At 38.5% G+C, this 17,609-nt stretch carries 10 protein-coding genes and 2 pseudogenes; 4 read left to right on the top strand and 8 right to left on the bottom strand.

What is annotated here, in order from left to right; translation table 11 throughout:
• Positions 1-37: 37 nt before the first annotated feature.
• Positions 38-1,327, bottom strand: a pseudogene (locus tag Q3C15_RS01845) (PTS sugar transporter subunit IIC).
• A 677-nt stretch (positions 1,328-2,004) separates the two neighbouring features.
• On the opposite strand from Q3C15_RS01845, the pseudogene adhP reads away from it, so the two are divergent.
• Positions 2,005-2,994 (top strand): annotated as a pseudogene (adhP, locus tag Q3C15_RS01840) (alcohol dehydrogenase AdhP).
• Between the two features lie 66 nt (positions 2,995-3,060).
• Here the strand turns inward: adhP and galT are convergent.
• Together galT and Q3C15_RS01830 are read right to left on the bottom strand one after the other, a co-directional pair.
• The gene (gene galT, locus Q3C15_RS01835; RefSeq protein WP_283596799.1) at positions 3,061-4,533 is read right to left on the bottom strand and encodes a UDP-glucose--hexose-1-phosphate uridylyltransferase; all 1,473 of its coding nucleotides are present in this window, start codon (positions 4,531-4,533) and stop codon (positions 3,061-3,063) included.
• Positions 4,534-4,548: 15 nt separating this feature from the next.
• Positions 4,549-5,724, bottom strand: coding sequence for a galactokinase (locus Q3C15_RS01830; protein ID WP_302703751.1), 1,176 nt, complete (start codon positions 5,722-5,724; stop codon positions 4,549-4,551).
• 124 nt (positions 5,725-5,848) lie between these two features.
• On the opposite strand from Q3C15_RS01830, the gene Q3C15_RS01825 reads away from it, so the two are divergent.
• The gene (locus tag Q3C15_RS01825) at positions 5,849-6,844 is read left to right on the top strand and encodes a LacI family DNA-binding transcriptional regulator (protein ID WP_302703749.1); all 996 of its coding nucleotides are present in this window, start codon (positions 5,849-5,851) and stop codon (positions 6,842-6,844) included.
• Between the two features lie 43 nt (positions 6,845-6,887).
• Here Q3C15_RS01825 and Q3C15_RS01820 read toward each other — a convergent pair whose 3' ends face one another.
• The 4 genes from Q3C15_RS01820 to Q3C15_RS01805 all read right to left on the bottom strand — a co-directional run bounded on the left by Q3C15_RS01820 (position 6,888) and on the right by Q3C15_RS01805 (position 13,469).
• Positions 6,888-7,496 carry a YitT family protein gene (locus Q3C15_RS01820; protein WP_283596766.1) on the bottom strand — a complete coding sequence of 203 codons (609 nt, stop codon included), beginning with the start codon at positions 7,494-7,496 and terminating at the stop codon, positions 6,888-6,890.
• A 63-nt stretch (positions 7,497-7,559) separates the two neighbouring features.
• Entirely contained in the window at positions 7,560-9,002 is a 1,443-nt protein-coding gene (gene gtfA / locus Q3C15_RS01815) for a sucrose phosphorylase (RefSeq protein ID WP_302703747.1), read from the bottom strand.
• Positions 9,003-9,040: 38 nt separating this feature from the next.
• Entirely contained in the window at positions 9,041-11,239 is a 2,199-nt protein-coding gene (locus Q3C15_RS01810; RefSeq protein ID WP_302703745.1) for an alpha-galactosidase, read from the bottom strand.
• 301 nt (positions 11,240-11,540) lie between these two features.
• The gene (locus Q3C15_RS01805; RefSeq protein WP_283596763.1) at positions 11,541-13,469 is read right to left on the bottom strand and encodes a glycoside-pentoside-hexuronide (GPH):cation symporter; all 1,929 of its coding nucleotides are present in this window, start codon (positions 13,467-13,469) and stop codon (positions 11,541-11,543) included.
• Between the two features lie 267 nt (positions 13,470-13,736).
• Here Q3C15_RS01805 and Q3C15_RS01800 point away from each other — a divergent pair, with 267 nt between their 5' ends.
• Complete coding sequence (locus tag Q3C15_RS01800; RefSeq protein ID WP_283596762.1) at positions 13,737-14,567, top strand: AraC family transcriptional regulator; 831 nt, start codon at positions 13,737-13,739, stop codon at positions 14,565-14,567.
• 41 nt (positions 14,568-14,608) lie between these two features.
• Here the strand turns inward: Q3C15_RS01800 and galE are convergent, their stop codons facing one another.
• Entirely contained in the window at positions 14,609-15,604 is a 996-nt protein-coding gene (gene galE / locus Q3C15_RS01795) for a UDP-glucose 4-epimerase GalE (protein WP_064212880.1), read from the bottom strand.
• Between the two features lie 252 nt (positions 15,605-15,856).
• On the opposite strand from galE, the gene Q3C15_RS01790 reads away from it, so the two are divergent.
• Positions 15,857-17,554, top strand: a complete 1,698-nt coding sequence (locus tag Q3C15_RS01790) for an APC family permease (RefSeq protein WP_302703739.1) — start codon at positions 15,857-15,859, stop codon at positions 17,552-17,554.
• Positions 17,555-17,609 lie beyond the last annotated feature (55 nt).

Raw genomic sequence — 17,609 nt, 5'->3', positions numbered from 1 at the left:
AAAAACCAAGGAATGCTTGATTTTTATAAATTAACTACTACTTGTTTTCCATTGCCAATCCTTCTTGAATCTTCTTTTTATCAGCCTTCTTAAAGAAGCCAACGTAGATCAAAGCATCAACTGCCAAGCAGACAATTTGAGTAATTGCGCCTGAAATGTGACCAGTTGCCAGGTACCCTGAAATCACGACTGGTGTCGTCCATGGAACCATGACCCCGATTGTCTTGGCACATAATCCGGTTGCCATTGCCCCGTAAGTGATCAAAACGTTTGCTAATGGTGCGATGATAAATGGCAATGCAATGTAGATGTTCATAACGATTGGGAACCCGAAAATCAACGGTTCGTTAATATTGAAGAATGCGGGAGCGATTTCCAGTTTGGCCAAAGTCTTATATTCATCACTCTTCGCAAACATGATCATCATGATTGCCAATCCTAATGTAGCACCAGCACCCCCGATGTGAACAAAGTTATCAAAGAACTGTTAGGTAACAATGTGTGGTAATGCCTTGTGAGCAGCGAAAGCAGCTGCGTTTTGTTGCATGGCTTGTAACCAGAAGGCCATCATGATTCCAGAAACAACGTTGGCCCCGTGAACCCCGAATAACCATAAGAATGAGATCAAGAATTCACAAAGCAATGCGCCTGGCAAACTTGTTCCAACGGCTGAAATCGGCTTGAAAATAAATTGCATCAAGTTTGGAATGGTTTCGATTGGAGTAAATGAAATTGCTAACCGAACGATCCAAACAAGCAACAAGCAGAAGAAGCCTGGGAATAAGGCTGCAAATGAGTTACTTACAGCTGGTGGAACACTGGCAGGCATCTTGATCGTGATGTGCTTGTGAATCATCCAAACATAAAAATCAGTTAAGAATAACCCGATAATAATTGCAATAAATAAACCAGTTGAACCTAATTGAGCCAACGGGATCCAGAACGTGCCATCCTTATGCATTGTAAATGGAATTGTTAAGAAGAACCCACACATTGCAACTAAACTTGTTGGTAACGGATCAATGTCCTTGTAACTTTTAGCTAAATTATATGAAATTCCGATAACCGCAACTAACCCCATCAAATCAAATGACGCAAATGTAATTTGTTGGATCACAACGTTCCAATGCGGTCCAAACGTGTGCGCCATGAACTTCAAATAAGCTTGAATCGGGAATTGCCCGATAATCATAAAGACTAATCCGATAATGATCAACGGAACAGCTTGTGCGATCCCATCACGCAAAGCAACCATGTGCCGGGATGATAAAATTTTACCAACGACCTTTAACAAGCGGTCTTTAAACCCTGGCTTTCCAGTAGCCATCCTAATCACTCCTTGCTATATTCAATCGTCAAAATTTCCAATAACGTAAAATCTGATTAATATAATTAATTTAATTAACTCGCCGATTCCTAAAATTTTGACTCTTAAAGCCTAAGGTGCAACAAACTTTCAAAAGTCTTTCCCAGAATCTTTACTTTTGAATAATAAATCATTACAAATCACGAAATGGTTAATTATTAGCTATTTTAACAATTTTGAAAACGTTTACTGCGTTGAATTAGTATAGACCAATCACATTTACATGTAAACCCTTAAATTAATTAATCCTGGATTATTATATGATTCATCGCTGATAATTAGAAATTGGTTAGGCCATCAATGTTAACGTTTTCATTTTTAAATATGATTATTATTCCGTTAATTGCGAATGATCATACCAATTTAGCAAACTGATTAAGTTTATTTCTGCTTTTCCGAAGAATAAATCGATCCAAATTAATTGATAAAATTCGGAATTAGATTTTGAAAAAAGTTCTTAAAATTTTTATTAAGGCATTGGGAAACCAATTTTTAAGCCCTACGTTCCTTTATTTTCAAGTACGCTGCCGAATTATATAAATTAATTTAATTAACTGTTTCTGACCAATCGGTGCGCTTCTATAAACATAGAAAGGTAACCTTTCAAATCTTCGAATCTATTATGGGGAGGAATTTTGATGAAAGCAGCTGTTGTGCGGCCAAATTCAGATGACTATGCTGATATTAAGGATGTTAAGTTACGTCCAATTAAGGATAACGAGATTTTAGTAAAAATGGAGTATTGCGGTTTATGCCACACCGACCTGCACGTTGCAGCGGGTGATTTCGGACCGCATCCTGGAAGAATCATCGGGCATGAAGGAATTGGCCGCGTTAAGGAAATCGGAAAAGAAGTTACCGGGCTTAAAGTCGGCGATCGCGTTTCAATCGCTTGGTTAGCCGGTGCATGCGGCCGGTGTGAATACTGTGGAAACTCTTTGCCGTTCGGTTCAAAACGCCGGTTATAACATGGATGGCGCAATGGCCGAAGAATGCATTATTAGAGGCGACTTTGCCGTTAAAGTTCCTGAAAAATTAGACCCGATCCAAGCAAGTTCAATTACTTGTGCCGGCGTAACAACTTACAAAGCATTAAAGACCTCCGGAATCCGTCCCGGTCAATGGGTTGCGGCGGTTTAGGAAACTTAGCAATTCAATGGGCTAAAAATGTCTTTAAGGCGCATGTATTAGCCGTTGATATTAACGATGACAAATTGGAATATGCCAAGGAAGTCGGTGCTGACTTAACCTTCAATTCAAAGAATGCTGATTCCGGAAAATTTGCTCACGATCAATTTGGCGGTGCCCACGCCGCGATCGTTACGGCGGTTTCGCAAATCGCATTTGACCAAGCCGTTGATAGTTTACGCGCTGGCGGAAAGGTCGTTGCGGTTGGTTTACCAAAAGGCAAGATGGGATTATCAATCGTTAAGACCGTCCTTGACGGCATCCAAGTTGCCGGCTCACTAGTCGGAACCCGTCAAGATTTAAAAGAAGCCTTCGATTTAGCTGCCGATGGTGCAATCAAGCCGATCGTATCAGTATGCAAATTAGACGAAGTCAATGAGATGATCGATAAAATGAAGAACGGCGAAATTAAAGGTCGGAAAGTCATCAAATTCGAATAAAACTTGATTAAATAGCAAAAAGCCATTTCAGCGATTAGCGTTGAAATGGCTTTTTTTGTTGCTATTTTATTCCTGGTTAACTGCGTCAATAAACTTCATAAATGCTTGGTGTCCCTGTTCATCCCGCTTGAAGACCCCTGCATCTTCAAGAACCCGGACAAAGACCTTTCCGATTTCATCTTGAACAATCGCATGAACGTTTTGGTCATTCAAAGCTAATGATTTCTTTTTAATTTCGTCTGCCCATTCACGATGGTAATCAGCGATTTGATTATCCTTACCGAGCAAATACTTTTCAACTTCTTGCATTTCCTTCTTTAAACGCGGCGGTAAGATTGCTAACCCCATAACTTCGATCAGGCCGATATTTTCCTTCTTGATATGCTGAACATCTTTATGAGGATGGAAAATTCCATCTGGATATTGAGCAGATGTTTGGTTATCACGTAAAACAAGGTCAAGTTCATACTTTCCGTTCCGCATCCGCGCAATTGGGGTGATCGTATGATGCCATTCGCCGTTTGACTGAGCAACAACTGATACTGACGTGTCGGTGTAATGATTCCACTTTTGCAAAATTTTATCTGCTAAGTCAAAAATCTGATTCATGTTTGAACTTGTTAATCGAATTACTGACATTGGCCACTTAACGATCCCGGCTTCAACATTTTCAAAGCCAGCAAATTTGATTGGCGTTTCAATCGGAGCCGTTTCCATCGCAAACGTGTGCCGCCCGCCTTGATAATGTTCATGCGATAAAATCGAACCGCCAACAATTGGAAGGTCAGCATTACTGCCCGCAAAATAACCCGGAAACTTTTGAACGATCGTCAATAATTGCTTAAATGTTTTTTTATCAATTACCATTTCTTCATGAACAGAATCTAAAAAGATACAATGTTCATTGAAGTAGGCATATGGTGAATACTGGAATCCCCATTGATGACCATCAATATTAAGCCGGATGATGCGGTGATTGGTCCGTGCCGGATAATTGATTCGTCCTTGATACCCTTCATTTTCCATGCAAAGGTTGCATTTCGGGTAACCGGAAGCCTTCATTTTCTTTGCAAGCGCAATTTGCTTTGGGTCTTTTTCAGGTTTGGAAAGATTAATGGTAATTTCAATGTCACCATATTCACTTGGATGTTTGAAGTAAATATTTTTCGCAATCGCCTTCGTTTTAATATAGTCATTTCGTTTACTTAAATCATAAAATGCAGCAATCGCTTTTTGCGGTGAAATTTGATATTCATCCCAGAAGCGCCGGTTTACAATACTCGGAGCCGGCGTAATAAAGTCCATTAATTCTGCTCCAAGATTATCCTGCTCATTAACAGTGTCACCAATCTTTTGATTTTGAACAGCAACTCGAACCAGTTGATTTTTCAATTCAATCAAGTCATCCGTTTCTGGAGCAACTGGAATATTTTCTTCCCCCACAAGGTTTAAAACCCGATTCTTCAAGTAATTGCGGTCAAGACTTTCATAGTCGCTTTCTTCGATTACTCCATTTACAAATGAATCAACAAGTGTCATTACCTTTTTCATTTTTTAATCCTCTTCTCTTAAACGGTGAGCACCATCAACAATTTCGACTGTATAGAATCGAGGTGCATATCCGATCTTTTCCTCATAAATTTTACCAACGTTTTTTTCAAATTCGTTTACCTTGTCCTTAGAAATGAGCGCAATTCCGCTGCCGCCAAATCCCGCACCGCACATGCGAGCTCCTAAAACGCCCGGCTGCTTCCATGCTGCATGGACAAGCGTATCTAATTCTACCCCGCTTACCTCATAATCGTATTGAAGTGAGACATGGGAAGCATTTTGAATTCTCCCAAACTCTTGAAGGTTATCATTATCCAATGCTTCTTTTCCCAATAGACAACATTGGTTTTCAAATACAATATGACGAACACGCTGGAGGTGCCGACTATCAAGTTCACTCATGTGTTTAATCAAGTCTGCTTCGGTTACCTCACTTAGTGAATTAATTTTCATATCTTTTTGGAAAACTGTCAGTGCTTCATTACACTCCTTCACCCGCTCGTTATATTTCGAATCAACCAATGCCCTTGGCTTGTTGGTATTCATAATAACAAGTGCATTATCACCTAAATCAACTGGAACGTACTCATAATTTAAATCAGCAGTATTTAGTAAAATTGCGTGATCTTTTTTCCCTTTTCGAATGATAAATTGATCTAAAATTCCAGAATTAAGTCCTAAATATTTGTTTTCGGTATCGACCCCCATCTTAATTGCTTTAAGATCATCTAACTTATAACCAAATAATTCTTCAATCATTCCACAAAAAAGCATTTCAATTGAAGCCGATGAGGATAACCCTGAGCCCCCCTGCGGAAGGTTACCCCAAATATAAATATCCATTCCAGCATCAATTTTGTATCCATTTTGCTCAAAATAATGGATAATTCCCTTCGCATAATTCGTCCATTTTGCTTCTGGGTTGTACTCTAGATGGTCTAAATCACCTGTAATAATTCCTTCTTTTTTGAAATTACCCGAAAAGAACTTCAGCTGCCGATCATCTCTTTTACGAATCGCACCCCATGTTCCTAAAGAGATTGCACATGGAAAAACATAACCACCATTATAGTCTGTGTGTTCTCCCAGCAAGTTTACTCTTCCGGGTGAAAAATACAGTACGTCTGGATCAGCTTGATAAACTTCTTTAAAATTCATTTTTAATTCCTGCGAGTTCATTAAATCACTCCTTCCTTTAGTAACCTTTCATTTTTATTATACTTAATTTAGTAAATATTTCCATATGTTTTTACTAAATATTTTTATGATATAATTTAGCTAGAAACACAAGAAGGAGTTATTTATGGCTACTATTAAAGACATTGCTAATTTAGCCGGCGTATCACCCGCTACGGTTTCACGCGTTTTAAATTACGACGAAACCCTATCGGTTAGTGAAAAAACACGTAAAAAGATTTTACTAACGGCTGAAAAACTCGAATATCGTAATAATCGTAAAAAAAATAGTAAAAACAAAGCAATTAAAATTGCCATTGTTCAATGGTGTACCCAAGAAGAAGAACTCAATGACCTCTATTATTTTTCAATTCGGAACGGGGTTGAAAAACAATGTACCGAACTTGGATACTCATTTGTCCGCGTTTTTTATAATGATAGTCTTGATAAAATTCAAAGAGTTGACGGCATCATTGCAATTGGAAAATACAGCGCCGCTGAAATTAAAAATTTCGAAAAGATTAGTCCTAACATTGTTTTTATTGACCAAGATACCTTATTATATAACCACACTTGCGTCTTACCCGATTTTCAAAACTCAGTAATTAATGTCATCAATCACTTTATTGAATGTAATCAGAAAAAAATTGGTCTTTTAATTGGGAAAGGGTCAACAAAAGATGGCCAGGAGATGAGTGATGACCGTTTTCATATTTTTGAGAACTATATGTGGGACCGTAAGCTATACAATTCTGACTACATCTTTATTGGTAAATTCAGTGCCGATTCTGGTTATCAAATGGCTCAAAAAGCAATTTCACAACTTGGTGAAAAGCTTCCCCAAGCATTTTTTGCTGCAAGCGATGCAATCGCAATTGGAGCGGTTAAGGCCTTCCAAGAGGCCAACATTAACATTCCTAAACGTGTAAGTATCATTTCATTTAACGATACTTCGATTGCGAAATACACGTATCCGGCATTAAGCAGCATTAAGGTTTATACCGAAGAAATGGGAATTGAAGCAGTCAATAAAATTCAAACTATAATTTCGGCAACCAAACCTCGTCCTGCAGAAAAAACAATTATTAAAACTGATCTCGTTATTCGTGATAGTAGTCTATAAAACACAAAAATTGCTGGCTCACTGAATGCGAGCCAGCAATTTTTTATTCTTCTAGCATTGGATTAGTAATTTTTTCGCGGAAAAAGTTTGTCAAAGGTCCCATGCAAAAAGCAGTCAATACCGTTCCAATTCCAACCGTTGCACCAAAAATAAAGCCAATCAGTACACAGAAAGAGTCGGTTATTATCCGACAAAACTTAAATGGAACCACCTGTTGGCGATCAGACGCAATCAATGCCCACGCATCATACGCTGATACTCCTAGATCTGCCGAAAAATATAAAGCCGCAGAAAAACAGGTAAATATCAATGAAACCGCCATGATTCCAAAACGGGCAAATAACCCGGGAAATGGAATTAAACTATTAAGAAGATGATGCATCATATCCGCTGCACCACCGGTCAACAAAAGATTGATAACCGTTGCAATTCCAATATAATGTTTATCGATCAAAAAAATTCCTAGTAATAAAATTCCTGTAATCACAACATAAAATACGCTGTATCGTGATTTAAATAAGTTGGCAATTCCCGTTACAAAGCTCGTAAATGGGTCAGTTCCAAGATTGGCTTTCTGCAATCCACCTACACAAAGTCCCGTAATAATTACCCCGAAAAATGCCATGATAACTCTACGTTTTTTAATTGTCATTTCTTCTACTTATCACAAAAGGAAGCAATTGCTCGCTTCCTTTAAATCTAAAAGATTATTCAACTAAAATTTAACTTCTTGTCCATTAACCTTCACTGAATATGTTAAGTCTTTCAAGTTAGCTTCCATAACAGCTTTTCGACTACCGTCCGCACTCAAACGTGAAATAATGATTGAGTGTTCGTCTGGAGTTTCAACATCGATTGAACCATCTAAGTCAAATGCGGCTTCGTTATTCCGGAACGATAGCAGTTTTAATAATGAAGCAACAACCGGGCGTTTAACTTCTTCAGCAACCTCTTCTTTAGTGTAGTAATGCCGGTTAATATTCCGTCCTTCTTTTGTTTCCTCAAGCAACTTGATATCGTTCTTTCCGGCAAGCAACCCAACATAGTATACTTGCGGAATTCCCGGTGCAAAGACTTGAATCAACCGCGACATGAAGTACCGCCGATCGTCATCTCCAAGAGCTGAATAGAATGTCGTGTTGATCTGATAAATATCAAGGTTATGATACTCTGCACTTGAATACTTCTTCTTTACGTTTGCTCCGATCTTATATAATTCACTAGTTGTAAAATCAATTTGATCTTGCGTTAAAATATCCCGTGCATCGACCACTCCAATCCCATCATGGGTATCAAGGGTTGTAAACTGCTTCATTGGACTCATCGTTAACCATTTGGCAAGCTGATCGGTCTTCCCACTATAAATTGAATAGAGCGTAACCATTGGTAAGGCAAAGTCATAAACAAAGTATCCATGATCTGAAATCTTAAATGGCATACTGTAATGTTCATGAATTTCAGGTAAAATTTCAGCCTTCTTAGCTTTAACAATCTCGTCAACTTCGTTTAATAAATCCCAGATTTCAGGTTCAACAAAGAAATCATTGGTTCCAAATTTCTTAACCGCATATGCAAACGCGTCAAGGCGAATAATGTCAGCGCCGTGATCAATTAAGCTTTCAAGGGTTGATTTAATGAAATCCTTTGTTACCTGTGTCCGAACGTCCATATCAATTTGCTCTTCGCCGAAGGTATTCCAGAGCTTTTCCGTTGTTCCATCATCAAAATGAATTTCTTGGTATGGCGCCCGGTCTTTCCGTTTATAAATCAAATCAATATCTTCTTGAGTTGGGTGTCCTTCTGGCCAAAACTTATCCCAACTTAAGAACAAATCTGCCCATTTGCTGGCATCTTTATTCCTCTTGAAATCTTTATAATATTCTGATTGACGCGAAATATGATTGATCATAAAGTCAAACATTAAATAATACTTCTCGCCTAACTTTTCAACGTCTTCCCATGTTCCGAATTGTGGATCAACATCTTTGTAATCGACCGGTGCAAAGCCCCGATCACCCGTTGAAGGGAAGAACGGCAATAAGTGAACCCCGCCAATTGCATCCCCAAAGTTTTGTTCCAAGACTTCGGTTAATTCTTTGATGTTTTTTCCTAAACTATCCGGATAGGTAATCAACATTGCTTTATTCTTTACTGACATTTATATTCTCCATTCTTTCTTAATCAATTATTTCAATCTTAATCGATTGCCTTAAAATGATAACTGCTGCTTGCATAATCATGATGGTAAAGCGGATCAAAGAACCCGGTATTCATTAATTCGTCGCCACCAAAGATTTCTTTCGTTTCAACGTTTTGATAATGCTTTTGCGGATCAAGTCCAACTAATTTAGTAATCGTTGACAATGCTTGAGCATCTGCCATTGTTTGGAATTGTTTTACTAAAACATCTTTCTTGTCTGGTGAAACAAACATCCATGCACATTCATTTGATGTATATGGACTCTTCAAACGGTAGAAATCGCCAAATTGAACAAGATGGCGGATTTCTTTATATTCAGCAACTTGTTTTGTTACCATTGCTTTTTCGTCATCACTCATTTGAGTCAAGTCTAATTCATATCCAAAGACACCGCTCATTGCACAGTTCCCACGGGTTTCAAATGATGTTTGCCGCCCGGTTTGTTGGTTTGGTGAAACTGAAACGTGAGCCGTCATTGTTGACGTTGGATAGACGTATGACGTTGCATATTGGATCCGTTGACGGGCAACTGCATCCGTATTGTCACTTGTCCATGATTGCGGCATGTAATATGCCCAACCGGTATCAAAGCGGCCGCCACCACCTGAACAACCTTCAAAGAGAATTTCAGGGAAGTCACTCGTGATTTGATCAACCATTTCATACAAGCCTAAAACATAACGGTGATATACTTCACCTTCTTGATCAGCCGGTAATTTAACTGAATAAATATCTGATAAGTGTCGGTTCATATCCCACTTGACATAATCAACATCATTTTCCCGTAAAATCTTTTCAACCTGGCCGATAATGTTGTCACGGACATCTTTCCGAGTCAAATCAAGTAAATATTGATTCCGAGATGGTGATGGTTTCCGTCCGGGAACAGCCATCATATAATCTGGATGTTCACGGTACAAATCGGAATCAATTGAAATCATTTCAGGTTCAAACCACAAACCGAACTTAAGGCCTTTATCATGAACGTAATCTGCAAAGTGCTTCAAGCCCTTTGGAAACTTCTTCTGATCAACATACCAGTCACCCAATGATGAATTATCGTCATCACGATGACCAAACCAGCCGTCATCAAGAACAAACATTTCAATGCCAAGTTTTTGAGCTTCGTCAACAATCGGCGTTAATTTTTCTTCGGTAAAGTCCATAAAGGTTGCTTCCCAGTTATTAACTACGATTGGTCGTTCTTGATCACGATACTTTCCGCGAACAACCCGTTCTTGAATCAAATGATGGAATGCTTGGCTCATTCCATTAAATCCTTTGTCAGAGTACACAATCAAACTTTCAGGTGTTTGAAACTCTTCGTTTGAAGTCAATTTCCAAGCAAAATTGTAGTCATTGATTCCGCATGTTACCCGGGTTTGTTGAATTTGATCGCGTTCAACTTCAATTGCGAAGTTGCCGGAATAAACTAGGTCAAATCCATAAACTTCACCATTCATTTCATCCGTATTCGGTGAACATAGTGCAACAAAGTTATTCATTTGGTGACTTGTTGTTCCCCGCCGACTTTCATATTTACGAACGCCCCGATTTAAGTGAACACGTTCCATATCACGTTCATTAACGTGAGCACCTGGGAAACTAACAACATCCAACGGTTGATTTGGCAAATCAATTTGCATTGATGCTACCTTATCGAGATAAACGGCTGCATCCCCGTTGTTCTTTACCTGAGTCGACCGGGCAATCACTGCCCGATCATGATAAATTGTATACAGCAATGTCACTTCAACATCTGAAACTTGATCTTTAAGAGTAACATAAAGGGTTTCCGCTTCATCGTCAGATTCAACATAAGTTGCTGGCAGGCCTTTTAACTTCGGTTTTCCGGCTTCGATCCGATAACCCTGATATTCAAACCGTGAGGCCCGTGATCCGTTTTCTTGGCGAACAATTACCGCCGGCGTGCGATAATCACAAATTCCGCTTGTACTGTATTCTTGCATTAAGGTATCTGGTGAAAATGTCCGGTCTAATGATCCGGGAAGGTTTCCAGAAAAGCCCCGGTCAATTCGAGGGTAATTCATTTCGCCATGATATTCATTAATTCTTTTTCCGTAATATAAATGATTTAGTAATCCACCTTCGACAACTGAAAAAATGTATGAAATTTTGTCATTATGAAGATGAAATACTTTATTTTGTTCATCAAAACTAATTAAATTTGGCATCGAAATAGCCTCCTTTTAAATCATCTTAGAGAAACCGTTTTCTCTATACTTGTATTATTTCACATCTATAAAAACGGTTACATAAACTAATTAATTCATTCCATGCAAAAATCATATGTATACATAATGACATTCTATTGTGAAATAAATCATCTAATACCAGCAATAAATTTAATTTGTCCTAAATAAAATGTTTACATTTTGACATATTTACCCTGTTATTATCGGATATTTTTCATATTTCACTTTAATCAAAAAAAGACCACGGCTAAAAGCCGCAGCCTTTCTTTAAAAATCGCTTTTACATCTCATCCTTGAATAAGTCGTCACCCGTATTAACTTGTGAACCAACCTTCTTCAAGACTTCGAAGTCTTTAAGTTCAGCAGTATTCAAGATTGTTACAGTAACTACATCACTCAAATTGTTCTTCTTGATTAATTCGTCATCAAATGTTAATAACAAATCACCCTTATGGACCTTTTGACCTTGAATTACATTACTGTTAAATCCTTGTCCTTGTAATTTGACAGTATCAATTCCGACATGAATCAATGCTGAAACTCCGGTATCTGATACAAGTCCAATTGCGTGGTTAGTTGGGAATGTCGTCCGAACCGTTCCGTCAAACGGAGCGAAGATATGGTTATCACTTGGTGTAATGGCAACCCCTTTACCAAGCATTCCATTCTTAACGATTTTGTCCTTAACGTCGCTTAATGATCCGATCTTACCACTTACTGGAGCAAAGAAGACATCTTCCTTAACGTCTTTTTCGACCTTTGCTTCTGCTTGAGCAACTTCTTGTGAAGCAATTTGGCTTTCCAATTCTGCAACAATTTCAGCGTGTTTTTCTTCTGTTAAAGTAATCTTCTTCATGAAGAAGAACAATGCAATTAAAATTAATACAGCAGGAATCCAAAGCATAATTGCCTTAAACTTCAATACGTCAGCTGTTGTGATTGACTTTGCAGTTGCACCACTTGTCATACCACAGATGATGGCTGTTGCACCAACGCAACCTTGACCAATGGCACCACCTAATTTATCAAGCAATGGACGAATTGATAATGTCAAAGCTTCATCACGGTGTCCGTTCTTTAATTGTCCATATTCAACACTATCTGTGATAATCATTAAGATTACTAAGAATACTAATTGTTGAGGAACTGTGAAGATTACACATCCAGCAATTGTTAAGAATACACTGTGATTTGCAAATGAAAGAATTCCAACCCCGCAAAGCATTGCAATGATTGAGGCGATGAAAACATTCTTCCGCTTAAACATCTTTGATAATTTCGGGAATACTGAAATCAAGCAAAGTTGAATAATTAAGTTAACCCCAGCAAGCATTGAGAATTTAGCTGGTTGTCCAAGAATGTATGTGAAGTAGTAAAGTTGTAAGTTACCTAATAAGTTAATTCCGATGCAGTATAATCCATAAACAACGATAACCCATAATAATTGATCATTGTGAGCAATTACCTTGAAGATTCCTAAGAAACTTGTGTTTTCTTGGCTTGATGTATCGGTAATTTGAGTTGTCTGTTCTTTCGTTCCAAGTACTAAAACAGCAATTGTTACAAAGCAGATCAACGTTGCAATTAAAGCATACATTGACCATCCATGTTCATTACCTGAACCATGAGCATGCATTGAACCGTATGAGAAGAACAATACAATTGGCATCATGATAATTCCGTTTAAGTTACCACCTAAAGCAGAACCGATCCGGGCAAAAGTTGAAGCTTTTTCACGACCAGTTGAATCAACTGAAAGTGAAGGCAACATTGACCAGAACCCGTTATCACGGAATGAATAGAAAACATTCAATGCAACGTAGAGAACCCCAAATAATACCAAGTATAATGCTGGTTTGCTGTCTGATAAACCACCTAAATTAGTATAAACAAGCATTGCACAGAATCCGGCAACAATCCCACCAATTAATACCCAAGGCTTGTGACGTCCAATTTTAGTATTAGTTCTATCAATAATATTGCCGACAAACGGATCTAAGAATAATTCCAAAATACGAACCGCAACTAAAATTGTGGTAACAGTGGCAATCATATGGTCATTAAATGACTTGCTTCCACTGATAAACAAACTTGATGTTAAAAACATCATAATACTTCCGATAACACCATAAAACAGGTCATTACCAAAAGCACCTACTGAATATGAAAGTTCAGAGCCTAAATTGCTCTTTTTCTTTGTCGTATCCATTAGTTTTCCCTCCTTAAATATTGAAAACGCTTGGTAACGCTTTCTTTACAATATAAATTATTACATTCAGAGGGAAACGTTTACATTGTTCAATAAACTCATTTAATATTATTATTTATTGTATACAGTTTGACATGCATCCCCCCCCCTGTTCTGCTATTTATATGGAATTTTCAATGAAAATTTCTTATATTTTGACATTTTACATTTACCCATCTAAATCTTTGATATAATACCTATGGAGCAATTACGGAAGGGGTGTTTTTGATGGAATTCCAATATAAAGAACGGCATCCAATTCATTTTGACTGTAACGTTAAATTTTGGGGACAAGAACAACGGGAAGCAAATCAGATTTTTGAAGGAAATAATGTCCGCCAGGAATATGTTCTTCATTATGTAATTTCTGGCAAAGGAATTTTTTCGAGTTCAAATCATAAGGTTGCCCATTTAAAAGCCGGCGATGTGTTTATTTTGCCTAAGAATGTTCCTTGTTTCTATCAAGCAGATGAGGAAGATCCATGGTCATATTTCTGGATTGGATTTACCGGAACAAGCGTCGAACAAATTATTAGTCTCTCATCGCTTTCAGCAACGAATTTTATCCATAATGTTGATGGAACAAATTTTGAAAAGAGTCTTAAAGAACTATACTCTGCACTGCACGAAAACGACACTCCGTTAAATTCACTGCTTGTTCTTTCACATACGTATAGTATGTTTTACTATCTATTACATGACTTTCCGGGCAAAAAGAAGTTCCGGCCTAATCGAATTACTGAATTGTACAGTTCGATTGAGCTTTTTATTAAAAATAACTATTCAAAGAATATTAACATTTCCGATATCTGTACTGAATTTAGTATTTCAAGAGGCTATTTAAATCAAATTTTTTCGAAGTGTACAAACATTAGCCCACAAGAATACTTAATGAAAGTCCGAATGGAAAAGGCGAAACGGTTACTTTATTCTTCTGATTATAGTGTTCAAACAATTTCATCAATGGTTGGGTATAACGATCCCTTTACCTTTTCAAAAGCATTTAAAAAATACTCACAGGTATCGCCTTCGAAGTATCGTGAAAATATTCAACAATAAAAAAGGACACCGGTTACATAAAATGTAACCAGTGTCCTTTATTACTTATCTTCATACCCTTCTGGATGGCTTGAATGCCATTTCCAAGCTGTCTCAATCAATTTGTGGACATCGTCATATTGCGGATTCCACCCTAATACTCGGCGTGCTTTGTCAGAAGCAGCAATTAATGTATCTGGATCACCGCCGCGCCGGCCAGCAATCTCTGCTGGAATTTCTTTTCCAGTCACTTCACGAGCAGCTTTTAACATTTCAAGGTTCGAGAACCCCGTCGATGATCCCAGGTTGAATGCATCTGAAGGGTTACCATTCCGTAAATAATCAGCTGCTAAAATGTGCGCATCGGCAAGGTCAATTGGGTGAACGTAATCCCGGATATTCGTTCCATCCGGTGTATTATAATCATCGCCATAAATTTGCAGCTTCTCGCGTTTTCCTTGAGCGACTTGCAAAATAATTGGCATTAAGTGAGTTTCCGGGTTGTGATCTTCCCCAATCGATCCGTCTGGCCATGCACCAGCAACATTAAAGTACCGTAATGCAACGAACTTCATTCCATAGGCTTCATCAGCCCAGTGCATAATCTTTTCCATCATTAACTTGCTTTCGCCATATGGATTGATCGGATTTTGCGGATCAGTTTCCTTAATCGGCATCTTATCTGGAATCCCATAGGTTGCAGCTGAAGATGAGAATACTAATTTATTAACACCGACTTCCTTCATCACTTCAAGAAGTTTAATTAATCCGGCAACGTTGTTATCAAAATACTTCAATGGTTTTTTCATTGATTCTGGAACCAGCGAATATGCCCCGAAGTGAATTACAACATCAATGTCTGGATTTTCCTTAAAAACATTCCGCATAAAGTCTTGATCAGCTAAATCACCTTCATAGAATTTAGCTTGGGGATCAACCGCTGCCCGGTGACCAGTTACCAAATTATCAACAACAACTGGCGTTTCCCCTTTTTCGAGCAATCGCTTTACCATGTGTGAGCCGATATAACCTGCTCCGCCTAAAACTAAAGTTGTCATCTGTTTTCCTCCTTTGAAATATCTCAGCTCTATTGTAACCGTTTTCTAGTAAAAATCAATATAATTTTACTAAATTTTTCTGATTTATTTTACTATAATTTTTACTAGCTTTATTAACCGGCACAATTCCCGCCTTATCAAAGAATTCTTGCATTTAACCAGTCTTGCTTGTTCCTCGTTGGCAGATGAACTATTACAAAAATAAGAAGATATTTATTTCTTATAGGTTTTAGTTTACGGGGAGGAATTTTTATGGGAAAAAATCAGACTAAAAGGTCGCAAAAATATTACATGTCGACTTTAGCCCTTACAATGCTGAATGTCGTCATGATTGCGGGATTAGCAAATGACCCGCAACAGGCTTTTTATGGTTTATCATCAGTAACTTACTTTGCAATTGGATTTATTCTGTTCTTCATCCCAACAGCCCTTGTTTCAGCTGAACTCGCTAGTGGCTGGCCGCAACGGGGTGGCATTTTTCGATGGGTCGGTGAAGGAATCGGCAAAGGTTGGGCGTTTACCTGTTTAATTATTTTGTGGTTCCAATCAACTTTCAACCTTGGAGCCGGAATGCCCAACTTTGCAGCTACAATTATGTTTTTCACGCCACATTATCAGCGAGCAATCCAGTTCTTACAGCATCCGCAACATGAAATCTTGATCATGTGTGCCTTCATCGCCCTGTTCTGGTTTGTTACCTGGCTGGCCGCTCGCGGAACCAAGACATTTTCAAACATCGCCAAATACGGGGTAATTATTGGAACGTTTATTCCACTTACAGTTATGGTCATTTTAGTGATCGTTTGGCTTTGCCAAGGTCATAAACCAGCAATGCCCGTCCATGCTAAGGATCTTATCCCGCAATGGAACGGAATGGGAACGTTAGCGCTCGTTGCCGGCGTCCTTTTCTCATGGGCCGGAATTGATATGAATGCTGCGCACATTAAAGAATTGAAACATCCGTCAAAGCAATATCCGATTTCGATCTTCTTCGCTGGAATCCTCGCCCTGTTGATCTTCGTAATTGGAACTTTGATCATTGCAACCATTATTCCAGCAAGCAAAATCAATATTCTTGATGCGTTATTTGTAACCTTCCATGACTTAGGGGCAACGATTCACGCTCCATGGCTGTACATGCTCTTTATTTACGCAAACTTTCTCGTGTTATTTGCGATGTGGATCACCAACCTTGCTGGGCCATCATTTATGCTTGGCCAGGCTGGTCAAAGCGGGTTATTACCTAAATGGCTTCAAAACTATAACAAGCACGGAATGCCATCTAAGATGATGTATTTTCAAGCAATTTGTGTGACCGTGATCGCCTTTTTAGTAAAACTCCTTCCAAACGTTGAAGGATTCTTCGTAATGATCACCCAAACGATCACCATTTTATATTTGCTGTACTACATCATTATGTTCGTCGCCTTTATCCGCTTGCGTTACACCCAAGCTAATCGTCCACGTTCATTCAAAGTCCCAGGCGGTAAATTCGGTGCCTGGTTGATCACGATCGTTGGGATCGCATCGTCCGTTTTTGGGATTGTCCTTGCTTTCTATCCGCCAACCCAAGTTAAAAAGGAAGTTGGTTCTGGAACAGTTTATGATGTGACGATCGCTTGCCTTGTCGGCGTCGTCTTATTAGTTGCATTCGGCCTTTATCAATTATCAAAGCACCATAATGCAACCCACCACAATGACTGGGTCAATGCGGATAATAAATTTGCTCCTTATACATGGGAAATCGAAGGCCTAAAGAAGCCACAAAAAGTTCAATCCAATGTTCCAACCGACATCATGGCAAAGGATCAACGGCCAATGGGAGTACCGATCAAGTATCACTTTGACCCCAACGCCCATGTTAATGTTCCGCAAGACTGGGCGAAAGCAGATGCACCGCTTGAAAAATATGCCCAAGCAATGCGTAAGGACTCCCATTCTGATCACTGATTTGCGATATTATTAAATTTTAATTAGAATATAGTTAAAAGGAACTTTAGATCTG

Source organism: Ligilactobacillus sp. 110_WCHN (assembly GCF_030518115.1).
Lineage (GTDB): Bacteria > Bacillota > Bacilli > Lactobacillales > Lactobacillaceae > Ligilactobacillus > Ligilactobacillus aviarius_C.
Note: the sequence above shows the minus strand (reverse complement) of the source record. Positions and strands in the feature narration are given on the sequence as shown.

What these genes read in the sequence shown, in the direction of transcription:
- Q3C15_RS01790 (WP_302703739.1), top strand. Translation starts at nt 15,857, where the DNA reads ATGGGAAAAAATCAGACTAAAAGGTCGCAAAAATATTACATGTCGACT.
- Q3C15_RS01800 (WP_283596762.1), top strand. Translation starts at nt 13,737, where the DNA reads ATGGAATTCCAATATAAAGAACGGCATCCAATTCATTTTGACTGTAAC.
- gtfA (WP_302703747.1), bottom strand. Translation starts at nt 9,002, where the DNA reads ATGTCAGTAAAGAATAAAGCAATGTTGATTACCTATCCGGATAGTTTA.
- galE (WP_064212880.1), bottom strand. Translation starts at nt 15,604, where the DNA reads ATGACAACTTTAGTTTTAGGCGGAGCAGGTTATATCGGCTCACACATG.
- Q3C15_RS01805 (WP_283596763.1), bottom strand. Translation starts at nt 13,469, where the DNA reads ATGGATACGACAAAGAAAAAGAGCAATTTAGGCTCTGAACTTTCATAT.
- Q3C15_RS01820 (WP_283596766.1), bottom strand. Translation starts at nt 7,496, where the DNA reads ATGACAATTAAAAAACGTAGAGTTATCATGGCATTTTTCGGGGTAATT.
- Q3C15_RS01825 (WP_302703749.1), top strand. Translation starts at nt 5,849, where the DNA reads ATGGCTACTATTAAAGACATTGCTAATTTAGCCGGCGTATCACCCGCT.
- Q3C15_RS01810 (WP_302703745.1), bottom strand. Translation starts at nt 11,239, where the DNA reads ATGCCAAATTTAATTAGTTTTGATGAACAAAATAAAGTATTTCATCTT.
- Q3C15_RS01830 (WP_302703751.1), bottom strand. Translation starts at nt 5,724, where the DNA reads ATGAACTCGCAGGAATTAAAAATGAATTTTAAAGAAGTTTATCAAGCT.
- galT (WP_283596799.1), bottom strand. Translation starts at nt 4,533, where the DNA reads ATGACACTTGTTGATTCATTTGTAAATGGAGTAATCGAAGAAAGCGAC.